The sequence below is a fragment of the Arthrobacter sp. efr-133-R2A-63 genome (assembly GCF_030209795.1).
Classification (GTDB): Bacteria; Actinomycetota; Actinomycetes; order Actinomycetales; family Micrococcaceae; genus Arthrobacter; species Arthrobacter bambusae_A.
In genome coordinates this window covers 1-21,519 of sequence record NZ_JARVRG010000007.1, presented here as the reverse complement: position 1 = coordinate 21,519, position 21,519 = coordinate 1, and the positions used below count along the sequence as shown (strand labels likewise).

18 protein-coding genes and 1 pseudogene are annotated in these 21,519 nt (G+C 64.1%); 11 read left to right on the top strand and 8 right to left on the bottom strand.

What is annotated here, in order from left to right; genetic code table 11:
- From pafA to QRN45_RS03665, 10 genes are all read left to right on the top strand, one after another.
- On the top strand, nt 1-1,365 hold the full coding sequence (gene pafA, locus QRN45_RS03710; RefSeq protein ID WP_078108903.1) for a Pup--protein ligase: 1,365 nt from the start codon (nt 1-3) through the stop codon (nt 1,363-1,365).
- A gap of 110 nt (nt 1,366-1,475) precedes the next feature.
- Complete coding sequence (locus QRN45_RS03705; RefSeq protein WP_241707728.1) at nt 1,476-2,420, top strand: FKBP-type peptidyl-prolyl cis-trans isomerase; 945 nt, start codon at nt 1,476-1,478, stop codon at nt 2,418-2,420.
- Between the two features lie 49 nt (nt 2,421-2,469).
- Nucleotides 2,470-2,865 carry an FKBP-type peptidyl-prolyl cis-trans isomerase gene (locus QRN45_RS03700; RefSeq protein WP_078108905.1) on the top strand — a complete coding sequence of 132 codons (396 nt, stop codon included), beginning with the start codon at nt 2,470-2,472 and terminating at the stop codon, nt 2,863-2,865.
- Between the two features lie 95 nt (nt 2,866-2,960).
- Nucleotides 2,961-4,997 carry a helix-turn-helix transcriptional regulator gene (locus QRN45_RS03695; RefSeq protein WP_284762465.1) on the top strand — a complete coding sequence of 679 codons (2,037 nt, stop codon included), beginning with the start codon at nt 2,961-2,963 and terminating at the stop codon, nt 4,995-4,997.
- A gap of 9 nt (nt 4,998-5,006) precedes the next feature.
- Complete coding sequence (locus QRN45_RS03690) at nt 5,007-5,357, top strand: hypothetical protein (protein ID WP_284762464.1); 351 nt, start codon at nt 5,007-5,009, stop codon at nt 5,355-5,357.
- 32 nt (nt 5,358-5,389) lie between these two features.
- Nucleotides 5,390-5,656: a Sec-independent protein translocase subunit TatA gene (gene tatA / locus QRN45_RS03685; protein WP_078108908.1), complete on the top strand. Its 267-nt coding sequence runs from the start codon at nt 5,390-5,392 to the stop codon at nt 5,654-5,656.
- 48 nt (nt 5,657-5,704) lie between these two features.
- A complete protein-coding gene (gene tatC / locus QRN45_RS03680) occupies nt 5,705-6,499 on the top strand; it encodes a twin-arginine translocase subunit TatC (protein WP_078108942.1) in 795 nt (264 codons plus the stop codon).
- Between the two features lie 24 nt (nt 6,500-6,523).
- Nucleotides 6,524-9,421, top strand: a complete 2,898-nt coding sequence (locus QRN45_RS03675) for a DEAD/DEAH box helicase (protein ID WP_284762463.1) — start codon at nt 6,524-6,526, stop codon at nt 9,419-9,421.
- A gap of 31 nt (nt 9,422-9,452) precedes the next feature.
- Nucleotides 9,453-11,129: an amidohydrolase gene (locus QRN45_RS03670; RefSeq protein ID WP_284762462.1), complete on the top strand. Its 1,677-nt coding sequence runs from the start codon at nt 9,453-9,455 to the stop codon at nt 11,127-11,129.
- A 438-nt stretch (nt 11,130-11,567) separates the two neighbouring features.
- Nucleotides 11,568-12,311 (top strand): polyprenol monophosphomannose synthase, encoded by a 744-nt coding sequence (locus QRN45_RS03665; RefSeq protein WP_284762461.1) that lies wholly within the window; start codon nt 11,568-11,570, stop codon nt 12,309-12,311.
- 81 nt (nt 12,312-12,392) lie between these two features.
- On the opposite strand, the gene QRN45_RS03660 is transcribed toward QRN45_RS03665, so the two are convergent.
- The 4 genes and pseudogenes from QRN45_RS03660 to QRN45_RS03645 all read right to left on the bottom strand — a co-directional run bounded on the left by QRN45_RS03660 (nt 12,393) and on the right by QRN45_RS03645 (nt 15,546).
- Nucleotides 12,393-12,740, bottom strand: coding sequence for an RNA polymerase-binding protein RbpA (locus tag QRN45_RS03660; RefSeq protein WP_059389983.1), 348 nt, complete (start codon nt 12,738-12,740; stop codon nt 12,393-12,395).
- Between the two features lie 243 nt (nt 12,741-12,983).
- On the bottom strand, nt 12,984-14,003 hold the full coding sequence (locus QRN45_RS03655; RefSeq protein ID WP_078108912.1) for an SPFH domain-containing protein: 1,020 nt from the start codon (nt 14,001-14,003) through the stop codon (nt 12,984-12,986).
- 118 nt (nt 14,004-14,121) lie between these two features.
- Nucleotides 14,122-14,582, bottom strand: a pseudogene (locus QRN45_RS03650) (NfeD family protein).
- A gap of 109 nt (nt 14,583-14,691) precedes the next feature.
- Entirely contained in the window at nt 14,692-15,546 is an 855-nt protein-coding gene (locus QRN45_RS03645; RefSeq protein ID WP_284762460.1) for a methyltransferase domain-containing protein, read from the bottom strand.
- A gap of 68 nt (nt 15,547-15,614) precedes the next feature.
- On the opposite strand from QRN45_RS03645, the gene QRN45_RS03640 reads away from it, so the two are divergent.
- The gene (locus QRN45_RS03640; RefSeq protein WP_284762459.1) at nt 15,615-17,642 is read left to right on the top strand and encodes a S9 family peptidase; all 2,028 of its coding nucleotides are present in this window, start codon (nt 15,615-15,617) and stop codon (nt 17,640-17,642) included.
- On the opposite strand, the gene QRN45_RS03635 is transcribed toward QRN45_RS03640, so the two are convergent.
- From QRN45_RS03635 to QRN45_RS03620, 4 genes are read right to left on the bottom strand one after another with little or no spacing between them, the layout of a single operon-like run.
- Entirely contained in the window at nt 17,632-18,309 is a 678-nt protein-coding gene (locus QRN45_RS03635) for a peptide deformylase (RefSeq protein ID WP_284762458.1), read from the bottom strand. The two genes, QRN45_RS03640 and QRN45_RS03635, sit on opposite strands and share 11 nt — an antisense overlap.
- Before the next feature lie 15 nt (nt 18,310-18,324).
- Nucleotides 18,325-19,467, bottom strand: a complete 1,143-nt coding sequence (locus QRN45_RS03630; protein ID WP_284762457.1) for an FAD-dependent oxidoreductase — start codon at nt 19,465-19,467, stop codon at nt 18,325-18,327.
- Nucleotides 19,460-20,188 carry a class I SAM-dependent methyltransferase gene (locus QRN45_RS03625; RefSeq protein WP_241707836.1) on the bottom strand — a complete coding sequence of 243 codons (729 nt, stop codon included), beginning with the start codon at nt 20,186-20,188 and terminating at the stop codon, nt 19,460-19,462. The genes QRN45_RS03630 and QRN45_RS03625 overlap by 8 nt, the downstream gene beginning before the upstream one ends.
- Before the next feature lie 13 nt (nt 20,189-20,201).
- Entirely contained in the window at nt 20,202-21,338 is a 1,137-nt protein-coding gene (locus tag QRN45_RS03620) for a type III polyketide synthase (RefSeq protein WP_284762456.1), read from the bottom strand.
- Between the last annotated feature and the right edge of the window lie 181 nt (nt 21,339-21,519).

Below are 21,519 nucleotides of genomic sequence, written 5' to 3'. Positions count from 1 at the left end.
ATGGATAAAAGAATATTCGGGATTGAAACCGAGTTCGGCATTTCGTATTCGAGCCCGGACTCGCGGCCATTGGCTCCCGAGGAAGTCGCCAGGTACCTCTTTCGGAAGGTGGTGAGCTGGGGACGTTCCTCCAACGTCTTCCTGACCAATGGCTCGCGCCTGTACCTGGATGTCGGTTCGCACCCGGAGTACGCCACTGCGGAATGCGACGACCTCGCGCAATTGATTGCCCACGACCGGGCCGGGGAACTCATTCTCGACGACCTCGTCGATGAAGCGCAGGCGCGGCTTGCGGCGGAGGGATTCAACGGAACAGTCTACCTGTTCAAGAACAACACCGATTCCGCCGGCAATTCCTACGGCAGCCATGAAAACTACCTGATTCCGCGGCGCGGCGAGTTCTCGCGGCTCGCCGAGATCCTCATTCCCTTCCTCGTGACGCGGCAGCTGATCGCCGGCGCGGGCAAGGTCCTCAAGACGCCCCATGGGGCCACGTTCGCGTTCTCCCAACGTGCCGACCACATTTGGGAAGGCGTGTCCTCCGCGACGACGAGGTCCCGCCCGATCATCAACACCCGTGACGAGCCGCACGCCGACGCCGAGTTCTTCCGCCGTCTGCATGTGATCGTCGGTGATTCCAACATGTCCGAAACCACCGCCCTGTTGAAAGTGGGAACGGTGGACCTGCTCCTGCGCATGATTGAGGCCGGAGTGATCATGCGGGACATGCGCATGGAGAACCCGATCCGCAGCATCCGGGAAATCTCCCACGATCTGAGCGGTAAGGCCTTGGTGCGCCTGGCCAACGGCCGGCAACTGACGGCCCTGGACATCCAGCGCGAGTACCTCGCAAAGGTCACCGCCTTCGTGGCATCAAATGGAGCCCACAATCCGCACGTGCCGCTCATCCTGGATCTTTGGGAGCGGACGCTCGACGCGATCGACAGCGGCGACACCAGCGGAATAGATACCGAAGTTGACTGGGCCATCAAGAAGAAGCTGATGGACGGCTACATGCGCCGCCATGGAATCGGCCTCGACTCCTCGAGGATCGCGCAACTGGACCTGACGTATCACGACATCTCGCGCAAGCGCGGGCTCTTCTTCCTGCTCCAGTCGCGCGGTGCGGCGAGGCGCCTCGTGGCCGACACGGACATCAAGGATGCAGTGGATGCGCCGCCGCAGACCACCCGGGCAAAACTGCGTGGCGACTTCGTCCGGCGCGCCCAGGAACTCGGGCGTGACTACACCGTGGATTGGGTCCATTTGAAGTTGAACGACCGCGCGCACCAGACGATTTTGTGCAAGGATCCCTTCCGCAGCGTCGACGAGAGAGTGGATGCCCTGCTGGACTCGATGAGCTGACTCCCAGCTTCACCAGCTACTCTGGAGGTTGGCCTTTTAACAGGCCGCTACGCGCATGGCCGAGCCCGGCCCGGCCATGCCCTCCTTTTGCCCCGACGAAAGTTCAATTTGTGCGACGTCTACTAGCAATTCTTATCCCCGGCCTTTTGCTGCTCACCGCCTGCGGCGGAAGTCCAGCAACAACAGCAACCCCGGAGCCCACCAGCCAGTCCGCCGGCGATGTCGCCAAGCTGGATTCCCTCAAGGTCTCCGACAATGGAGACAAGAAGGCCCCCGGCCTGGATTTCACCAAGCCGTTGGACGTAACGCAGCCGACCATCAAGATGGTCAGCGACGGCACCGGTGACAAAGTGAAGGCCGGACAGGTGGCGCAGATCACCTACATTGCCGTCGACGGCAAGGACGGCAAGACACTCGAAGACACCTTCCCGACAGGGTCGCAGCCGGTCGAACTGAACGACCAGCTCAAGACCGGCAGCGCTGTGCTTTACAACGCGCTGGTCGGTGCGAAGGTCGGCGCCGACATCGCTTTTGCCGTCCCGGGAACTCCGGCTTCTGCTGAAGCAGCGGCAACGTCATCCCAGCTGGTGGTCTTCAAGGTCACCGGCGTCAAGGACGCAGTCAAACCCTTGGACAAGCCTGAGGGCGACACCGTGACTCCGCCCGCCGGTCTCCCCACGGTCAAGGTCGACGACAAGGGAATTCCGCAGATTTCCGTTGACGGTGCGAAGGCGCCGTCGGCCCTCGTCGCCCAGGACCTCATCAAGGGCAAGGGCGCAGTCGTCAAGGAAACGGACACCCTGACGGTCAACTACGTCGGCGTCACCTTGGCTGACGGCAAGAAGTTCGACTCGAGCTACGACAAGGGCCAGACCGCCAGCTTCGCGCTGAACGGCGTCATCAAGGGCTGGACTCAAGGCCTGACGGGCAAGACCGTCGGCTCCCGTGTCCTCCTGGTCATCCCCAAGAGCCTCGCATATGGCGACGCGGCCGCAGCCCAGGGCCAGCCTACGGGCGACCTGGTCTTCGTCGTGGACATCCTGGGCGCCCAGTAGCCTTCCGCAATTATCCGAAACACCGTAGCTATCACATTGAGGAGTACCCATGTCATTTGGTCAGCGCGATTACGACCGCACCAAGCCGGAGATCGACTTCCCGGAGGGCGACGTCCCCACGGAACTCGTTATCAAGGACATCATCGTTGGTGACGGCGCCGAGGCCCAGGCCGGCGACACCGTCTCCACCCACTACGTCGGCGTTGCTTGGTCCACCGGCGAGGAATTCGACGCATCCTGGGGCCGCGGCGCGCCGCTGGACTTCCGAGTGGGCGTCGGCCAGGTCATCCAGGGCTGGGACCAGGGACTGCTCGGGATGAAGGTCGGCGGCCGCCGTCGCCTCGAGATCCCCTCCGAGCTTGCTTACGGTTCCCGCGGCGCAGGCGCGGCCATCAAGCCGAACGAAGCCCTCATCTTCGTGGTGGACCTCGTGGCAGTCCGCTAGGTTTCACAGCATGGGAAGGCGCGTCTGCAGCCGGAGAAATCCGGCTGCAGACGCGCCTTCCGCCTTTGGCGGCGGAATTTAGTAACGTTGCAAGGGTGTCCGCATCACGTACCGAACGACTCCTGAACCTGTTGATTGCCCTTCTGAACACGAGATACGGGCTGTCCCGGGCCGTTCTCAGGCAGAAGGTCTATCACGACGCCGGCGGCAGCGACGTCGCGTTCGGACGCATGTTTGAACGCGACAAGTCAGACCTGAAGCAGTTTGGCTTCGAGATCGAAACGCTCTTCGACCACGGATTCGGCGCGGACGATCCCGCCTCGACCCGATACCGCATCGGCAAGGAGTCCAATCGCCTGCCGTACGTGCAGCTGACGCCGGCGGAGGGCACGGTCCTGCTCCTGGCCGCGCAGCTATGGGAGCGCGCGGCGCTCGGCTCAGCTGCGGCAAGCGCATTGCGGAAGCTGCAGGCTTCCGGCGACCTTGCCGACGTCCAACTCCCTGCCGGTGTCCAGCCGCGCATCAAGCCCGCAGGCCAGGCTTTTGACGACATCATCATGGCCATGAACGGCCGGCACCCCGTGAGTTTCGGCTACCGTGCCGCCAGCACCGGCAAGGACGAACGCCGCACCGTGGAGCCTTGGGGCCTCGGGAGCCGGTTCGGCCAGTGGTACGTGGTGGGCTTGGACAGCGCACGCCAGGCGAAGCGGTTCTTCCGGCTGTCCCGGATGACGAGCGATGTCCATGTCGAGACCGGGCATCACTGCGAGACACCTCCGGGGTTCGATATCCGCGCCGAACTGGACAGCCTCACCGAACTTCCTTTGCAGGAGGCCCACCTCGACGTCGCCGAAGGCCGTCTGCTCGGTCTTCGCAAGCGCGCGGTGAGTGTCACGGGGACGGCTGCCACCAGCGGCTCCCCAGGCGGCTGGGACCGGCTGTCGGTGCCTTTTCGGGACAGTGAGCTGCTCGCCGAGGAACTGGCCTCCTACGGTCCCCACGTCCGCGTCGCGGGACCTCCGGAGCTGCGCGATGCCGTGATCCGGCGGCTTGAGGCGGCCGCTGCGTTCGCCTCGAGCCCCGCCGTCGAGGTCCGCTTCTCCGGCGCCGGCCCGGCGCCGCTGGCCCGTAAGCGGACCTCCGAAGACCAACTCAACCGCATGCTGCAGCTGGTCCCTTTCCTTGTCCACAACCAGGGCCTGCCGATCCAGGAAGTGGCGGACCGCTTCGGTGTGACCCGCGAGGAACTCGTGGCCGACCTGACCATACTGATTTGCTCCGGCCGGCCCGAGGGTTATCCGGACGACTTGTTTGACATCGATTGGGAGAACGAGCACGTCTACATCCGCGAGCACCTCGAACTCAACCGGCCCATCCGCTTCAGCGTTGACGAGGCTTGCGCGCTGCTCACGGGCCTGGCGACCCTCGGCGGGCTTCCCGCCCAGGCCGGAATGTCGGAGGATGAGCAGAGCGGCGCCCTGGAGTCCGTCACACTGAAGCTCACCGGCGCTGCGGGCGAGGCCGGCCGTTTGGCGTCAGCCGTCGCGGGACCACCCGTAACCCCCGCCGACGCCGGGGCGTTCGACACCATCACCCACGCGATCCAGTCGGGTCAACAATTGCGGCTTCGCTACTTGTCCCGGCAGCGCGACTCGATCTCCGAGCGGGACGTCGACCCTTTCCGGCTGTATTCCTTGGACAACACGTGGTATTTCGAGGCCTATTGCCATAGCAAAGCCGGGCTGCGGAACTTCCGCCTGGACCGCATCGAGGAAGTCACGCCCAACGGCCAGCCGGTTTCCCGGAGTTCCGCCGTCGAGGAAGGCGTTCCGGTGAAGCTGTACACGCCCAACGACGACGACGTCGTCGTCGTCCTCCACTTGACCCGGCAAGGCGTCGGACTGGCGGGCGACTATTACGCTGAGCGGACCGCCGTCCTTCCCGACGGCGGCTTGCTGGCCGAGATCCGGTTCGGAAATGCTGACTGGTTGCCGATGTTCGTCGCGCAGCATGGCGGTGCGGCCCGCATTTTGCAGCCGGCCGAGTTGGCGGACAAGTCGGCGGCGTGGGTGGCAGCGGCCCTCCGGCAGTACAAGCAGGCGGACCCGGTACAAACCGTGAAGGCTGGTTAGACTACTCAAATGCCTTGGTGGTCCTGGATCCTTCTGTGGGTCGCGCTGATTGCGGTATCGCTGCTTTGCTATGTCCTGTTGGGCGTTCGGCTTTTCCGGAAGTTCATGGCCACGGTGCGTGAACTGAGTGCGGCAGGGGAGGCGCTCGGGCACCGCCCGCACCTTCGCGAACATGCCGACGACGACGGCGGGGCCCCGGCGGATGTGTTCGGTGCGGCCGTTTTTGCCTCACCGGAACAGATGCGTCATGATTACGTGACGGCCAAGGCCTCCCGCCGGGAAGTGCGTCGCCAAAAGCGCGTTAAGCGCAAAGCAGAACGGGGCCAACCCCAGTCTCTGCACGACATCGAATTCAGTTAGACGTAGGATGTATTCCAACGAAAGGACTTCCCGTGGGACGACTATTTGATGGCCCCTGGCCAATTGTCATTATCATCATCGTGGCCCTGCTGCTGTTCGCGGCCCCCAAGCTGCCTGCCATGGCCCGTAGCCTCGGCCAGTCGATGCGCATCATCAGGTCCGAAGTCAAGGAAATGAAGAACGACGGGAAGCCTGCGGCCAAGGACGACACGGACCCCGTTGAGGGCAGAGTGGTCAACCACCCCGAAGCGAACAAGAGCGGCAACGACACTGACGTTCCGCCCGCAAACCGTAGCTAAGCAGTAGTGGCAACGAAGACAGGCCGCAAAGCCAACCCCGAAGGGCGGATGGCGCTCCTAGACCACCTGAGGGAGCTTAAGAACCGGCTGATCAAGTCTGCCATCGGCGTTCTCCTGGGCGCCGTGGCAGGGTGGTTCCTCTACGAGCCTGTGGTCAACAGCCTGTCGGATCCGTTGATCAAGATCGCCCAAGAGACCAAGCGGACCGCCGTCCTGAACTTCGCGAGCGTGGGAGATCCTTTCGACTTCAAGTTCCGCATTGCGATCCAGATCGGCTTGGTGCTCTCCAGCCCCATCTGGATCTATCAGGTCTGGGCATTCATTACGCCGGGCCTGACCAAGAAAGAGCGCCGGTACACGCTGGGGTACATGGCGGCCGCGGTGCCGTTGTTCCTGGCCGGGGTCTATGTTGCATGGACAGTCATCCCGAACGTGGTGCGTGCGCTGTTGCAGTTCACGCCGCAAAACGGGGCCAACAACATCGATGCATCCCAGTACCTGACGTTCGCCACGCACATGCTTCTTTTCCTCGGCATCGCGTTCCTGGTGCCGGTGGTGTTGGTGGGCGTCAACATGGCCGGCGTCCTGAGTGGCAAGACCATCCTCAAAGCCTGGCGCATCACGGTCTTCCTCGTGTTCGTCCTGGCGGCCGTTGCCGCGCCCGGTGCGGACGCCTTGTCGATGTTCATGCTCGCCGGCCCTCTCCTTGCGCTGTTCTTCGCCGCGATCGGGCTCTGCATGCTGAACGACAAACGGCGCGCGCGCCAGCAGTCGAAGATCGCTGCTGAGACGGATGCCACGGCCGACATCGCCACACGTGCTTCCGATCTGGAGAATCTCTAGTCTCACGGCCACTAGGCTTGAAGCATGTCCTCCAATTCAGGGGCCCTTTCGCCCTCAGAAGCCTTTCAAGCCGCAGCGCAGCGGAGTGCTGAGTCGAAGACCTACCTTGGCACTTTCGCCCAATCGCTGGAGTTCGAACTCGACGAATTCCAGCGCGACGCCTGCCGTTCGCTCCAGGAGGGCAGGGGAGTGCTCGTGGCGGCGCCCACGGGTGCCGGGAAGACAATCGTCGGCGAGTTCGCCATCTATCTGGCGCTCGAACGCGGACTCAAGGCGTTCTATACGACGCCCATCAAGGCGCTGAGCAACCAGAAGTTCTCCGAGCTCTCGGCGAAGTACGGCGTCTCGAACGTGGGACTGCTGACCGGCGATACCACCATCAACGGCGAGGCTCCTATTGTCGTGATGACCACTGAGGTCCTGCGGAACATGCTGTACGCGGACTCGGACACCCTCGGGGACCTTGGCTACGTGGTCATGGATGAGGTGCACTACCTGGCAGACCGCTTCCGCGGCGCAGTCTGGGAAGAAGTGATCATCCACCTGCCCAGCGAAGTGCAAGTGGTCTCCCTCAGCGCAACGGTGTCCAACGCGGAAGAGTTCGGCGCGTGGCTCGACACCGTGCGCGGGCACACCGATGTGATTGTCTCCGAGCACCGTCCCGTCCCTTTGTGGCAGCACGTCATGGTGGGGCGTGAGATCGTCGACCTCTTCGCCGGGGACACCAGCTTCGACGAGATCGCTCCGGAGGCACCCGACGGCGAAGCTCCAGCACCGGAGGCAGTGCGGGAGCCGGACCGGAATCCCCTGCAAAGGGAGTTCGAAGTCAACCCGGAGCTGCTGTCCATGGCCAGGGCAGAAAGCCAGATGAATTACCGTGGCCGCTTCGGCCATGGTGGGCGTAGTCGCCGCCGGCAGGACCGCCAGCGCGACAATACCGCCGCGGAGCAGCGCAGCCCGGTCCGCAAGGCCAGCCGGCCCCAGATCATCGCGAGCCTGGACCGCCAGGGATTGCTACCGGCCATCACCTTCATTTTCTCCCGCGCCGGCTGCGACGGGGCCGTGGCGCAGTGTGCCGCCGCCGGCTTGTGGCTCACCACGGAGCGGGAACAACAAATCATCGCATCCCGGGTGGATGAGGCCATCCGTGAGATTCCGGCCGACGACCTGGATGTCCTGGGCTTTTGGAGCTGGCGCGACGGCCTGCTCCGCGGCCTCGCCGCGCATCACGCCGGCTTGCTGCCGACCTTCAAGGAGGTTGTGGAGAAGCTCTTCGCGGACGGCCTGGTGAAAGCGGTGTTTGCAACGGAAACCCTTGCGCTGGGCGTCAACATGCCTGCCCGCTGCGTCGTCCTCGAGAAGCTCGACAAGTTCAACGGCGAAGCCCACGTCAACATCACCGCGGGGGAGTACACGCAGTTGACCGGCCGCGCTGGACGGCGCGGAATCGACGTCGAGGGCCATGCCGTGGTCCTCTGGCAACCGGGCACTGACCCTGCCGCCGTCGCCGGCCTGGCATCGCGGCGCACCTATCCGCTCAACTCAAGCTTCCGGCCCACGTACAACATGAGCATCAACTTGATTGCCCAGTTCGGCCGGCCCCGGGCACGGCAGATCCTCGAATCGTCGTTCGCCCAGTTCCAGGCTGACCGTTCCGTGGTGGGGCTCGCCAAGCAGGTTCGCAGCCGCGAAGAGTCGCTCGCGGGGTATGCGGAATCCATGAAGTGCCACCTGGGCGACTTTACCGAGTACGCCAAACTCCGGCGGGACCTGAGCGAAGCCGAGCAGTTTGCCTCGCGGAGCACCTCGCGGGCCCGCGAATCGCTGACCGTCGACTCCCTGACCCGGCTCATGCCCGGCGACATCGTCAAGGTTCCCGGCGGGCGTACGCCGGGCTACGCCGTCGTGCTCAATGCCGATCCCAATTCGCGTGAACCGCGCCCCGCCGTCCTCACGGACGACAACCAGCTGCATAGGATCGGCGCCCACGAAGTCGAAGGGCCGGTCGCTCCCGTGTCCTGGATCCGGATTCCGAAGTCGTTCAACGCGAAACTGCCCAAATCGCGCCGTGACCTGGCATCCGCCATGCGGAACGCAGTGCGTGAGGGACGCCCGCCGGCCCGCGGTACCAACCGGAGCGAGGACTTCGGCCGCGCCCGCTACCTGCCGGACCAGGAAAAGAAGATCGCAGACCTCCGCAGGGCGCTGCGCGCCCATCCTTGCCACGGCTGCAGTGAACGCGAGGACCATGCCCGCTGGGCTGAACGCTGGTGGAAATTGCGTCATGAAACCGATGGGCTCGTCCGGCAGATCCAGGGCCGCACCAATACGATCGCGAAGACATTCGACCGCGTGTGCGACGTCCTCGCCGCCTACGGTTACCTCCAGACGTCCGACGCCGGCAATGTCACCATCAGCGCTGACGGCCAGCGCCTGCGCCGGATCTACGGCGAAAAAGACCTGCTGATCTCGCAATCCATCCGCCAAGGGGCCATCAAGGACCTCGACGCCGCAGAACTGGCCGCGCTGGCGAGCACGATGGTCTACCAGGCGAAGCGCGACGACCGGGGCCTGCGACCCAAAATGCCGTCCGTGTCCCTCGAAACGGCCGTGGACATCGTGGTGCATGAGTGGTCAGCGCTGGAGGACGTCGAGGACAAGAACAGGCTGCCATTGACCGCTGAGCCTGAGCTTGGACTTGTCTGGCCCATCTTCAAATGGGCCAAGGGCCGCCACCTTCAGGAAGTTCTCAGTGGTACCGACCTCGCCGCGGGCGACTTTGTGCGCTGGGCGAAGCAGGTGATCGACCTGCTGGACCAGATGGCCAAGATTCCAGGGCTCGAACGTCGCCACACCAAGATATGCCGCGAAGCGATCGACCTGGTCCGCCGCGGTGTGGTCGCGTACTCCAACGTCTCCTGACCCCCACAGATTCCCAGCAAGGAGCATATCCATGACTCATCCAGGCGTGCCCGCCGACACCCGGCCCCGCAAGGTCACCATGTACCGGAACGGCTCTGTCTACACTGCCGCTGATCCCTTCGCGACCGCAATGCTGGTTGACGGCGACACCGTTGCTTGGGTTGGCTCGGAGCAGGCAGCGACGTCGATTGCCGACTCGTCGATGGAAGTCATCGATCTCCGGGGAGCCTTGCTGGCGCCCGCTTTCGTGGACTCCCACATGCACCTCACGGAGACTGGAATCGCTGCCGGTTCCCTCCAACTGGCGGGGGTCCGCTCGGCGCGCGAATTGCTCGACGCCGTCGCCCGGGCCGCCAAGGATCTTGGCGCCTCCGGCTCCGTGCTTGGCCACGGTTGGGACGAGTCAGCGTGGGGCGAAAGAACCGTGCCCACGCCGGAGGAACTCGATCGCGCCGCAGGCGGACGCAAGGTGTACCTGGCACGCGTGGATGCGCATTCGGCGCTTGCCTCGTCCTCCCTGGCATCCGCGGCGGGACTGGACGGCCTCGACGGCTACGACGGTTCCGCCCACGTCCTGGGGGCCGCCCACACTGCCGCCCGGCTGGTCGCCAGGCAGTTCCCCGACGCCGAACGCCGCCGATACCAGGAGGTGGCACTCCGGGAGGCTGCGGCCAACGGCTACGTCGCACTGGCCGAAATGGCGGCCCCGCACATTTGCAGTGTCGAAGACCTTCGGATGTCCGCCTCGTGGAACTCCGGGCCGTGGAGCGAGGACAGGGCAGCCGTCCCCGGAATTCTTCCCTACTGGGGCGAACTGGCCACGTCGGCCGAGCATGCCGCTGCCCTCCTGGAGGGCCTGGACGTAGGCGTTCTTGGCCTGGCCGGTGATTTGAACATCGATGGTTCGATCGGATCGCGAACGGCTGCCCTCAGCGCAGACTACGCCGACGCGCCGGGCCACCGCGGAAGCCTCTATGTGTCCGTCGACGAAGCCGCCCGCCACTTTGCGGCCTGTTCGACGCTCGGCATCCAGGCAGGCTTCCACGTCATTGGAGACGCGGGACTGAAGACGGCGCTGGATGCCTTGGACCTCGCCGCGTCGGAAGTAGGGGAGCAGCGCGTCCGTGCCGCTGCGCACCGGCTGGAGCATGTGGAAATGGCCGACGCCGGCGACCTCGCCCGGCTTGCCAAGTATTCGATCACCGTGAGCGCACAGCCAGCCTTCGATGCCGCGTGGGGCGGGGCCGGAAAACTGTATGAGCAGCGACTGGGGGAGCGAAGCCTTGCCATGAATCCCTTTGCTTCGTTTTACTCCACCGGCGTGCCGGTGTGTTTTGGAAGCGACAGCCCGGTCACGCCGTTGCGGCCGTGGTCCAGCGTGAGGGCGTGCCTGGAACACAGCAATCCGGATCAACGCATTTCTGCACGGGCAGCGTTCCTCGGACACACCAGGGCCGGCTGGCGCGCGAGCAAAGAGCGCAATCCGTTCATGGGGCAATTGGTCCCCGGGGCTCCTGCAAGTTTCGCGGTGTGGGAAGTTGAGGAACTGATGGTGCAAGTGGCCGATGACCGAGTCCAGTCCTGGTCCACCGATCCACGTGCTCGAACGCCCCTCCTCCCGGCGTTGGACGGCGGCAGCGATCCCGCTTGCCTGCAGACAGTGCGCGAAGGCCAGGAGATCTTCGCGAGTGAAACTTTGCGGTCATAGTTCCAGATAGCCTGCTTGGCCTGAAGGCCCCTGACCTGCATGGATGAACAAAGCCCCAGCTCAGGGGGCGCTTGACACGATTTGTGAAGTCCGTAGCATTTAGGGTCAACAGACTGCCACAGGGAATACCTGGTTGTCTGGCCGCGGTCGGTTCCGGTTGTCAAAAACAGTCAACGGACCCGTTTCCCACGACCGTGGCACTCGTAGTGGGCAGGTCCACGGTGCTGCAGAAAACGGTTCGGCCACGAGTACAACGCGCGGGCCGGCACTGGACCTGGGCTTGTGGACCTGCCCGCGGCCAGTGGTGACCCTTGTGGCGGACGCCACAGATGTCCCAAAGTACGTCGGGTTGTCGTCCTATAATGGAGAGTTGCGCCTGAATGCCAGCCACGCTGCTGCTCCGGCCCACTGACCGCTCCATCAAGGAAAGGCCTCTTCTTGCGTGTCCTGACGATCATCCCCACGTACAACGAGCTGGAATCGCTACCCAAGACCCTCGGACGGCTGCGCGCGGCTGTGCCCGCCTCCGACGTCCTGGTTGTCGACGACAACAGCCCTGACGGCACGGGACAGCTCGCCGACAGCATCGCCGCCGAGGACAGCCAGGTCCGCGTCCTGCACCGCAAGGGCAAGGAAGGCCTCGGAGCCGCGTACATTGCCGGATTCAAGTGGGGCATGGCCGCCGGCTACGACGTCCTGGTTGAGATGGACGCCGACGGTTCGCATCAGCCTGAGCAACTGCCGTTGCTGCTGGAAGCGATCAACGACGGCGCCGACCTCGCCATGGGCTCACGCTGGGTTCCGGGTGGCGGCACCGTGAACTGGCCGCTCTACCGCCAGGCGATTTCGCGCACGGGCAGCACCTATGCCCGGCTCATGCTCGGCTTGAAGATCAAAGACATCACCGGCGGCTACCGTGCGTTCCGCCGCAGCACCCTCGAGGCGCTCAAGCTGGACCAGGTCGAGTCGGTTGGCTACGGCTTCCAGGTGGACCTGGCGTGGCGGGTGGCCAAACTTGGACTGAAGATCGTCGAACGCCCCATCACCTTCGTGGAGCGCGAGCTCGGGGCCTCCAAGATGAGCGGCAACATCGTCGTCGAGGCCATGATCAACGTCACCAAATGGGGGCTGGCTTCCCGCTGGGCCGCGTTGACCGGGAAGAAGACCCGGGTCCCAAAGTAGGCCGGACACACAAAGGCCGGATCTGCGCTCTGCGAAGAGGGCGGATCCGGCCTTTGGCGTGGGCCTTGAAAATCGTGGCTGTTATGCCGAGCGGCGTTCCCCGCGACGTTCGCGCAGGATGTTCAGGCGGTCTTCGAGGATCTGCTCAAGCTCGGGAAGGCTGCGGCGCTCCAGCAGCATGTCCCAGTGTGTGCGGACGGCCTTCTCGTTGGTGTCAACGGGGCGTTCACCATCAACCAGGAGCGCTTCCTTGCCTGTCTTGGAAACCCAGACAGGAGGAATCTCGGCTTCGGAGGAGAAGGTAACGAAGACCTGCTCTCCGTCCGCGCAGCGGTATTCAACCCGTTGACGCGGCGCCGGCTCCACACCGGATTCGGTTTCCATGCTCTGGGCGCCAAGACGCATGCCCCGCAGGCTGCGATCGCTCATGATTACTCCCTCTGTCTGTTCGCGGAACCATGCTCCGCGCTAGCCGGACGCCGCGATGGCGTCGCCCGGACTACTGTCTGCACACGTTGCATCACTAGATGAAACGCCTGACCAAGCGTTAATGTTCCGTTCGGACTGAACCGGCCGGACAAATACACCATTATACGCGGATCGAAGCTGACAGGACAAAGCGAAGGGGACCGGCCAGTTAATCTGGCCGGTCCCCTTGCACGCCGTCCGCAGTTATGGCGACGGTTCCTGCGCAGCTGCAGTTGATTGCGCGTGTCCTGGACTTACGGCCGGTGTGCCCGCCGGGGCAGGGACCTCGGCTGACGGCTTCCCGGAATCGCTGAACAGGTCCGCCACGCCTGATCCACCGTTGGCGCCACCCAGCGCACCGCCGATGCCTTTGAGGGCCTCGCCGACCTCGCTGGGGATGATCCACAGTTTGTTCGATGATCCCTCCGCAATCTTCGGCAGGGTCTGAAGGTACTGGTAGGCCAGCAGCTTTTGGTCCGGGTTGCCCTTGTGGATGGCGTCGAAGACTTTCTGGATGGCCTGCGCTTCGCCGTCGGCGCGGAGGATCGCTGCCTTGGCGTCACCCTCTGCGGCGAGGATTGCTGCCTGCCGCTGGCCCTCGGCCGTGAGGATCGCCGATTGCTTGGTGCCTTCGGCGGTCAGAATCGCGGCACGCCGGTCGCGCTCGGCCCGCATCTGCTTCTCCATTGAGTCCTGGATGGAGTGTGGCGGGTCGATTGCCTTGAGTTCCACGCGTGAAACGCGGATTCCCCAGCGTCCGGTGGCTTCGTCCAGGACCCCGCGGAGCTGGCCGTTGATCTGGTCGCGCGAGGTGAGCGCTTCTTCAAGGTTCAAGCCGCCCACGACGTTGCGGAGCGTCGTGGTGGTCAGCTGTTCAACAGCCTGGATGTAGTTGGCGATCTCGTAGGTCGCCGCCCGGGGATCCGTGACCTGGAAGTAGACCACGGTGTCGATGGAGACAACCAGGTTGTCTTCGGTAATCACCGGCTGCGGCGGGAAGGAAACCACTTGTTCGCGAAGATCCAACAGCGGCAGCAGGCGGTCGACGAACGGGATGAGGATGGTGAGCCCGGGGTTGAGCGTGCGCTGGTACTTGCCGAGGCGTTCCACGACGCCGGCGCGCGCTTGCGGGATGATCCTGATCGAGCGGACCAAGACGATAATCACGAATATGACGAGAACTAGCAGCACAATCGCGGCTGCCGTTCCTCCCAAGCTGTCCATACATCTCCTTCATTCCCCAGTTACGTATTTGATGCGGTATGTGTGCGGCAAAATGCCGGTCGCTCGTCGCCGGACGCTCATCGTCGAACGTACGGCTTGAGCCATGGCGGGATGCTTCTCAGTGCGGGCTGTTTTCCGCCGTCAAGGCGACCACCGCCGTCGCGCCGTCAATCCTGGTGACCTGCACGGTCTGGCCGGCGTCGATGGTTCCGCCGCGCTGCGGGCGCTCCACACGTCGCCACCGATTTTGACGAGTCCCGCCGTCGCGCTGACAGGCTCCATGACGAGGGCGGATTGGCCGATCAAGCGGTCCACGTTGGTGCGTTGCTCGGCGGGACCCTTGCGGAGATGCTTCAGCGCGATAGGACGGACAAACGCGATCATCAGCAGGGACACGATGCAAAGGACGACGATCTGCAACCATAGATCGGCTCCGGCGAAGTCAGCGACCAGGGCAGCCAGCGCGCCGGCCCCGAGCATGATGAAGAAGAAGCTGAGAGTCAGCATCTCCACCACGGCGAAAGCGAGAAACACCGTGAGCCAGAGAGCCCACCAGTTGCTGCCAAGCCATTCAAACATCGTTCCCCCTGTTTCCGGACTTGCGGCGGCAGCCGGTCTGCCCCGGACTGCAGCGTCGGCAAGATCACAGTCGCTGTTTTTCCATCCTAGCCCGGTGCGAAGGTTACCGTTAGGAGCCTTGCTCCGGCGCTGTGAAAACGCTGAGGGTGAACTTCGCAGTGGCTTTGACTGACGTTTCCGCGGCCGTCGACGCGAGGAGTGCGGAGCGCTCGAGATGGTGGCCTGCGGGACCCATGAAGGCGACATCGGCGATGTCCCGCCCGCTGAGATTGAGATCCACGTCGAGTCGAACGGTGTCCGCGAGAGTGAAGTACTCCTGCATCGACTCGGCAAGTCGCTCGTCTTTGCCCGGCTCAATGCCCAGCATTCCGGTCCGTTCCGCAATCTCCCCAAGATGTCCGTCGCGCGGAGTCACCACGATCACCCGGCCGCCTGGACGCAGCACACGGGCGAACTCCGGGGGATTCCGAGGGGCAAAGACAACGATGAGGGCATCCACGGCGTGGTCCGCGAGCGGCAGGGGCCGCCAGATATCCCACACCAGGTTGATGGCGCCCGGATTCAACCTCGCAGCCCGGCGGAGGGCGAACTTTGAAATATCAATGCCGATGGCCGCTGCCGGAGTGCGGTCCAGCACTGTGCGCAGGTAGTGGCCGGTTCCGGTCCCCGAATCCAGGACGAGGGATCCCGGCGCCGCCAGGTCCGGGGCCGCAAGCTCCGCGATGGCCTCGGCAAGGGGAGCATAATGGCCAGCGCCCAGGAAATCGTGGCGGGCTGCGACCATCTCGGCCGAGTCGGCCTCGAAGACCGTGCCCTTGCCGCTGAGCAGGTTGAAGTAGCCCTGTTTGGCGGAATCGAAATTGTGGCCGGAGACGCAACCCAGCGAAAACGGCGGAGCTTCGTTCAGGCGGAAAGGCCCGTTGCAGACCGGGCAGCGCAAGGAACGGACGGCGTCGGAAAGCATATGGGCAATCCTACGGTGGCCGGAGTGGCGCATATCGCCCCGGGGTGACTGCGGCTAGGCTCACCAGCGTGAAAGCCGAACAACTCCCTCTGCTGAATTCCGTCTCTGCTCCCGCCACCCATCCCGATGGGACGCGCGCCGTCGTGTCGGTCACGCGGCCCGATTTCGACGCCGATGCGTACGTAGGGCAGCTCTGGAGCATTCCCTTTGACCAGGCGATGCCACCCCGGCGGATCACCCGTGGCTTCCGGGACACCGCACCGGCCTTCTCGCCGGACGGCAATGTGCTGGCATTCCTGCGGACGACGCCGGACGGCAAGCCGCAACTGCACGTGGTGGAGGCCGACGGCGGGGAGCCGCAAGCGATCACCGACCAGAAACTGGGCGTCTCCGAGTTTTCCTGGGCGCCTGATTCGCGCAGGATGGTGTTCTCCTCGCGGTTTCCCGAAGAAGGCCGCTACGGAACGGTTGACGGCGTCGGAGCCGGGAGCGAAGATCCGCGCCTGATCACCGGCAACCAATACAGGCTCAATGGCTTGGGGTTCACCGCGGACAAGCCGGCCCAACTGTTCGTCGTCGACGTTCCCGAGCCGGGAATGGAACCCCCCGTGGTTCCCGCCGGGAGGGCCGCCAAGGCTCGGGGGTCCGAAGCGGTTGGCTTGGTGCCGCCGGCGGTGCAGTTGACGTTCGGCGACGCCGACCACACCTCGCCGTCGTTCAGCAGCGACGGTACAAGCGTCTATTTTGTCGCTTCGCTCCACGAAGGGCACGACGCCGATATCGCCTCGGGTATCTATCGTGTCCCGGCCGCGGGCGGAGAGACCACGGCGCTGCGTCCGGACGCTGCGCCGCAGTCCGTCCATGAAGTCTGCGAATCCGTGAACGGTGAATGGCTGTTCTTCACGGCACAGGACCTCGGTGACGACGGCCTGGACTTCGTCGCGAGGAACACGGCACTGTACGCCATGCCGGTCCGGGGAGGCAGCGCGACGATGCTCAGCGACGTCGAAAACCAGGACATCGGCGGCCGCCTCGAAGCCCGTGGAGCGGACGGGGTGCTCGCGCTCAACACGAGCCGTGGGAGCGTCCAGCTGATCCAGTGGACAGCCGATGGCGAGAGCGAGGTCCTCGTCAAGGGGCCACTGGTCGTGATCGGAGCGTCCGCGGTGGGGGACGTCGTGGCTGTCACGTATGGGGACGCCTCGAGCAGTGGCGAGGTCGGCGTTCTGGAAAAGGGCGAATTCCGCTTGCTCACGGACTTCGCCAAGGCGTTCCGGGACGGAGCTACCGTCCTTGAACCGCATGAGTTCACCGCCACCGGCGCTGACGGATACCCGGTCCATGGCTGGGCGGTCCTGCCGGAGGGGAACGGCCCCCATCCCGTGCTGCTCACCATCCACGGAGGTCCTTTCGCCCAGTACACGGGTGCCTTCTTCGACGAAGCGCAGGTATACGCCGAGGCGGGATACGCCGTGCTGATGTGCAACCCGCGCGGTTCCGCAGGATACGGCCAGGCGCACGGTGGAGCCATCAAGGAAAAGATGGGCACGGTGGACATGGCGGATGTGCTCACCTTCCTGGAGGGTGCGTTGGAAGCCTTTCCGGCAATGGACAGGGAATCGATCGGCATCATGGGCGGGTCCTACGGCGGATACCTCACCGCCTGGGTCATCGGCCATGAACACCGCTTCAAGGCAGCAATTGTGGAGCGCGGATTCCTCGACCCCGTCAGCTTTGCCGGCTCCTCGGATATCGGATGGTTCTTCGGCGGCCAATACACGGGAGGCTCATCAGAGCAGATGGCTGCCCAAAGCCCCATGGCCGTCGTGACTGAAGTGCGCACGCCCACGCTGGTGATCCACAGCGAAAACGATCTCCGGTGCCCGGTTGAACAAGGCCAGCGCTACTTCGCGGCCCTCAAGGCGCAGGGCGTGGAGGCGGCGTTGCTCCTCTTCCCGGGTGAAGACCACGAACTGTCGCGATCGGGCACGCCGCACCACAGGCGGCAACGTTTCGAGCAGATCCTGGCATGGTGGGCAACGCACCTGCCTTCCAGGGCAAATCCGCCGCGCGAAACCGGTTCAGTTACGCGTTGAGGAAACCGAGTCCGCTGCGTGCCTCGTCGATTCCGGGGAACGCCCAGTGGGCGGAGTACTCTCCATCGTTTGCCAGCGAACGCAGTTCGGCGCGATCCAGATAGATTCCGCCGTGCAGGTGGTCGGTCTCATGCTGGACTATCCGGGCCTGCCACCCGGAGAATCCGGCCGAGGTCGTGCTGCCGTCAGGACGCTGGTAGTGCAGGCGGACGTCGCGGTGCCGTGTCACCACGGCCTGGAATCCGCGCATCGACAGGCATCCTTCATAGAAAGACGCCGTGGATGTCCCCTCGGGCTCGTAGCTTGGATTCAGTATCGCGAAGAAGCCCAGGGGCGTCCTCTGCCGGATCTCCGAGGCAAGAGGGTCGACATCGAAATGGTCTTCGAGCACAGCCAACTGCAAGGGGATGCCGAGCTGCGGTGCCGCGAGGCCCACGCCGGGAGCGGCATGCATGACATCCCGCATCCGCTCGATCAGCTGCGCCAATTCTGTGTCGTCGAGCTGGCCGTCATAGGGCGCTGCGCGCTGGCGCAGCACGGGATGGCCGACCTGCACGATGGGCGGGAGGCCTTCAAGACCGAGTAACTCCTGGACTGCGCTGCGGATTTCCGAGGCAGTAAATGTTGTGTCCGGGCCGGAAGGCAGGGGGCGCGTCTCAAAGTCCATGGATTGAGCTTAGTGTCAGTGCATCGTGAACCGACGGGCAACAAGCTCCGAGAACAGGGGCAACGTGATGGCCCGACCGATCAGGGCGTTCCGTGCGCTGAGGACTTTTGGCGGCAGGGGGCGGCCGAGGGCCATATTCAGGCTGGCCTGCCAGATGGCTTTCTTCGCCGCACGTTGGCGGTCCCGCTCGAAACCGGCCAGCTGCTTGCCGGCGGGGCTGTTGGCGGATGTCCGCAACGCTTCGCTGATGATCGGCGCCAAGGCAACTGCGTCCAACCAGCCCAGGTTCATCCCTTGTCCGCCGATCGGGCTGATTTCGTGCGCAGCATCTCCGAGAAGGGCGATCCGTCCGTGGACCATCCGGGAGACCAGCCGCGACGTGACGCCGAAGGCGCTGATCATCGTATTGCTTGCTGAGTCCACCGCACCGCCGGTCCGCTTCGTGATGAGGGTGGCGAGCGCATGCGGAGTGGGTTCCTGGCACGGGGCGCCAAGCCGGACCACCCACCTTCGGATGCCGCCAGGGAGCGGAAAGGACTCCACGATTCCTGCCGGCTCAAGGAAAAGGACCGCGTTGTGGCCGTACAGCGATTCATCCCTGAAGTCGCCCATGACGTAGTAGTCGGGATAGGTGCGGAGGTGTGGCTCCAGTCCCAGTCCCGCGCGCACTGCCGAGTGTACGCCGTCGGCCGCCACCACGAAGCGCCCAAGGAACTCCACTGGAGCCCCGGCTTGCTGTCCCCGCAAACGCAGGTGCCCGCCGTCGTCGACGACTTCCTCAACGTGGACGCCTCGGTGGAGGGCGTCAGGATCCAGGTCGATGACCCTGGACTCAAGGGCCTGGGTGGTGAGGTATTGCGGAACCGAAAGGATGAACGGGTACTCAGCCGAGGCGCGGGCGAAGTCCATGTCGGCGACTTTCCGGCCGCCGCTGTACGCGGCACCGTGGCTGATCCGCACGCCTGAAGAGACCAGCGGATGGGCGGCGCCTACGGTGTCCAAAGCGGCCAGGGCAGGAGGATGTATTCCTATGGCGCGGGTCTGGCGGATCGGCGATTCGCGCCTTTCCAGAACTGCAACGCGATGCCCGTTTTGCAGGAGCAGAGCTGCCATGAACAGCCCGACAGGCCCGGCTCCAACCACCACGACGTCAAACATCGGGGACCTCGCCGGGCCGGTAGACCAGCAGGTTGTGCCACATGCCGTTCGATTCAACAGTCCAGGCCGGGGGAGTGGCGGCACGGAGTTCCACCGCTGTGTAGCTTCGCCTGATGGAGGTGAGGCCGTCACCGTGGATATAGGATCCGACGCCGAGGGGCCAGGATCCTGCCCAGAAGAGCGCGTATGCCACGCGACTGCGCTTGAGGTCGTTGTGCAGGGCGAGCCTGCGGCACAGGCGTTCGGAATCGCCGAGGAACGAGTCGAGTTCCGGGGCGGTCAGATGGTGGAGGACGTGGTTCGAAATAACGACGTCGAACGTGCGCCCTTCTGACACGAGCTCCGAGCTGAGTGCCTTTCGGTAGCTCACGCCCTCCACCGGCGGTGCGGAATTCGCAAAATGGAAGGCACGCTCGTCGGGGTCGATTCCCGTGACTTCCAGGCGGTAACCGTCCGCCGCGGCACGGCGCGCGAGGCTGCGGGCGACGTCTCCACCGCCGCAGCCGATGTCAAGGACCGTGGTGGGCGCCGCCGTCGTGAGCAACGGCTTGATCCGTGAGCTGTAGGTGGCGCGCCAGCCGGACACCACCGCGTTGACGATAGGAAAGCGCGCGTAGCTCCGGTTGAGGCGCTCGAGCTCGCAATCGGGGCGGTCCATGTCTTCGACGGCGGTCACATCCCGTGCGGCGAGAAAGCCTCTTGGGCGGGGGCGGGCAGCCATCACGGAGCCAGCATCAGAGATCCGGGGAAACCCGGGTGAACAGCCCTGTCTCCACGGTGAGGCCGGGGCCGAATGCCATGGAACAGATGCGCTCCTCCCGCTGTGCCGGAGCCTGTTCGAGGATGTGCTTCAGGACGAAGAGCACGGTGGCGCTGCTCATGTTGCCGTAGTCGCGAAGGACTTCGCGCGCGGGAATCATCTGTTCTTCGGTGAGTTCAAGTTTCGACTCGACTTTGTCGAGGATGCTGCGGCCGCCGGGATGGATGGCCCAATGCCTGATATCCCGGTAGGGGAGTCCGGCCAGGGAAGGGTCCTGCGCAAACAGCGGCTCAAGCGCGCCGGTGATGTGTTCCTCGATGATGTGGGGCACATACGTGCCGAGAACCATTTCGAAGCCTTCGTCGCCAATGTTCCAGGCCATGGCTTCTTCGCCGACGGGCGTCAGGACAGTCTCGAAATGATCCAGCCTGATCGCCGGGTCCGGCCCCTCAGGTTCGCGGGAAGCCACGACGGCAGCCGCCGCACCGTCCGCGAAGATCGCCGACCCCATGATGGTGTCCGGATCATTCGAGGTCCGGACATGGAGCGAGCAAAGCTCCACGCAGATGACCAGGACCACGGCGGAAGGATCGGCCTGGCAAAACTGCCGGGCCGCCCGGAGGGCAGGGAACGCGGCATAGCAACCCATGAAGCCAAGATGGTAGCGCTGCACGGCCGGACTGAGCCCGAGGGCCCGGACCACTTTGTAGTCGGGGCCGGGATTGAAAAATCCTGTGCAGGAAACAGTTATGACATGAGTTATGTCAAGCAAATCGATATCCGGACATTTCCCTACAGCGGCTTTGGCAGCCTCAATAAACAATTTGGTGGCTTCGACGGCAAAAATTTCATTGCGCACCTTGGTGCTGGGGCGGAGGACACGCCCCGTGGCGGGGTCGAAGAACGACGGATTCTCGGAATGATTATCAAGGGACAATTCGGAGACGGCAGTGAAGCGAGTATCGATCGCTGCTGAATCGAAGCAGGTTCGCACCAATCGGGATCCAAGCCGCGTCAGGCCGGGTTGGGAAGCGAAAACGTCGCGTGCTTGTGGTTGCACAAGCACTGTGGGCGGAACTGCAGTTTCCAGGGACCTCACGTAGACCGGCATGCTTCATTGTTGGCGACGAAGATGCCGTTGACAATGGCACAGCGTGGATATGTGGACGTTTTGAGGGGCATCGGCTGTTTCCGGGGATTCCCAAACGTTCTGCGTCACAAATTGAGGCGACGACCTACTAGTGGTGTGTCTCCAAAATAGCTAGAGGTGGGCTGTTAATATTGGTGCATGT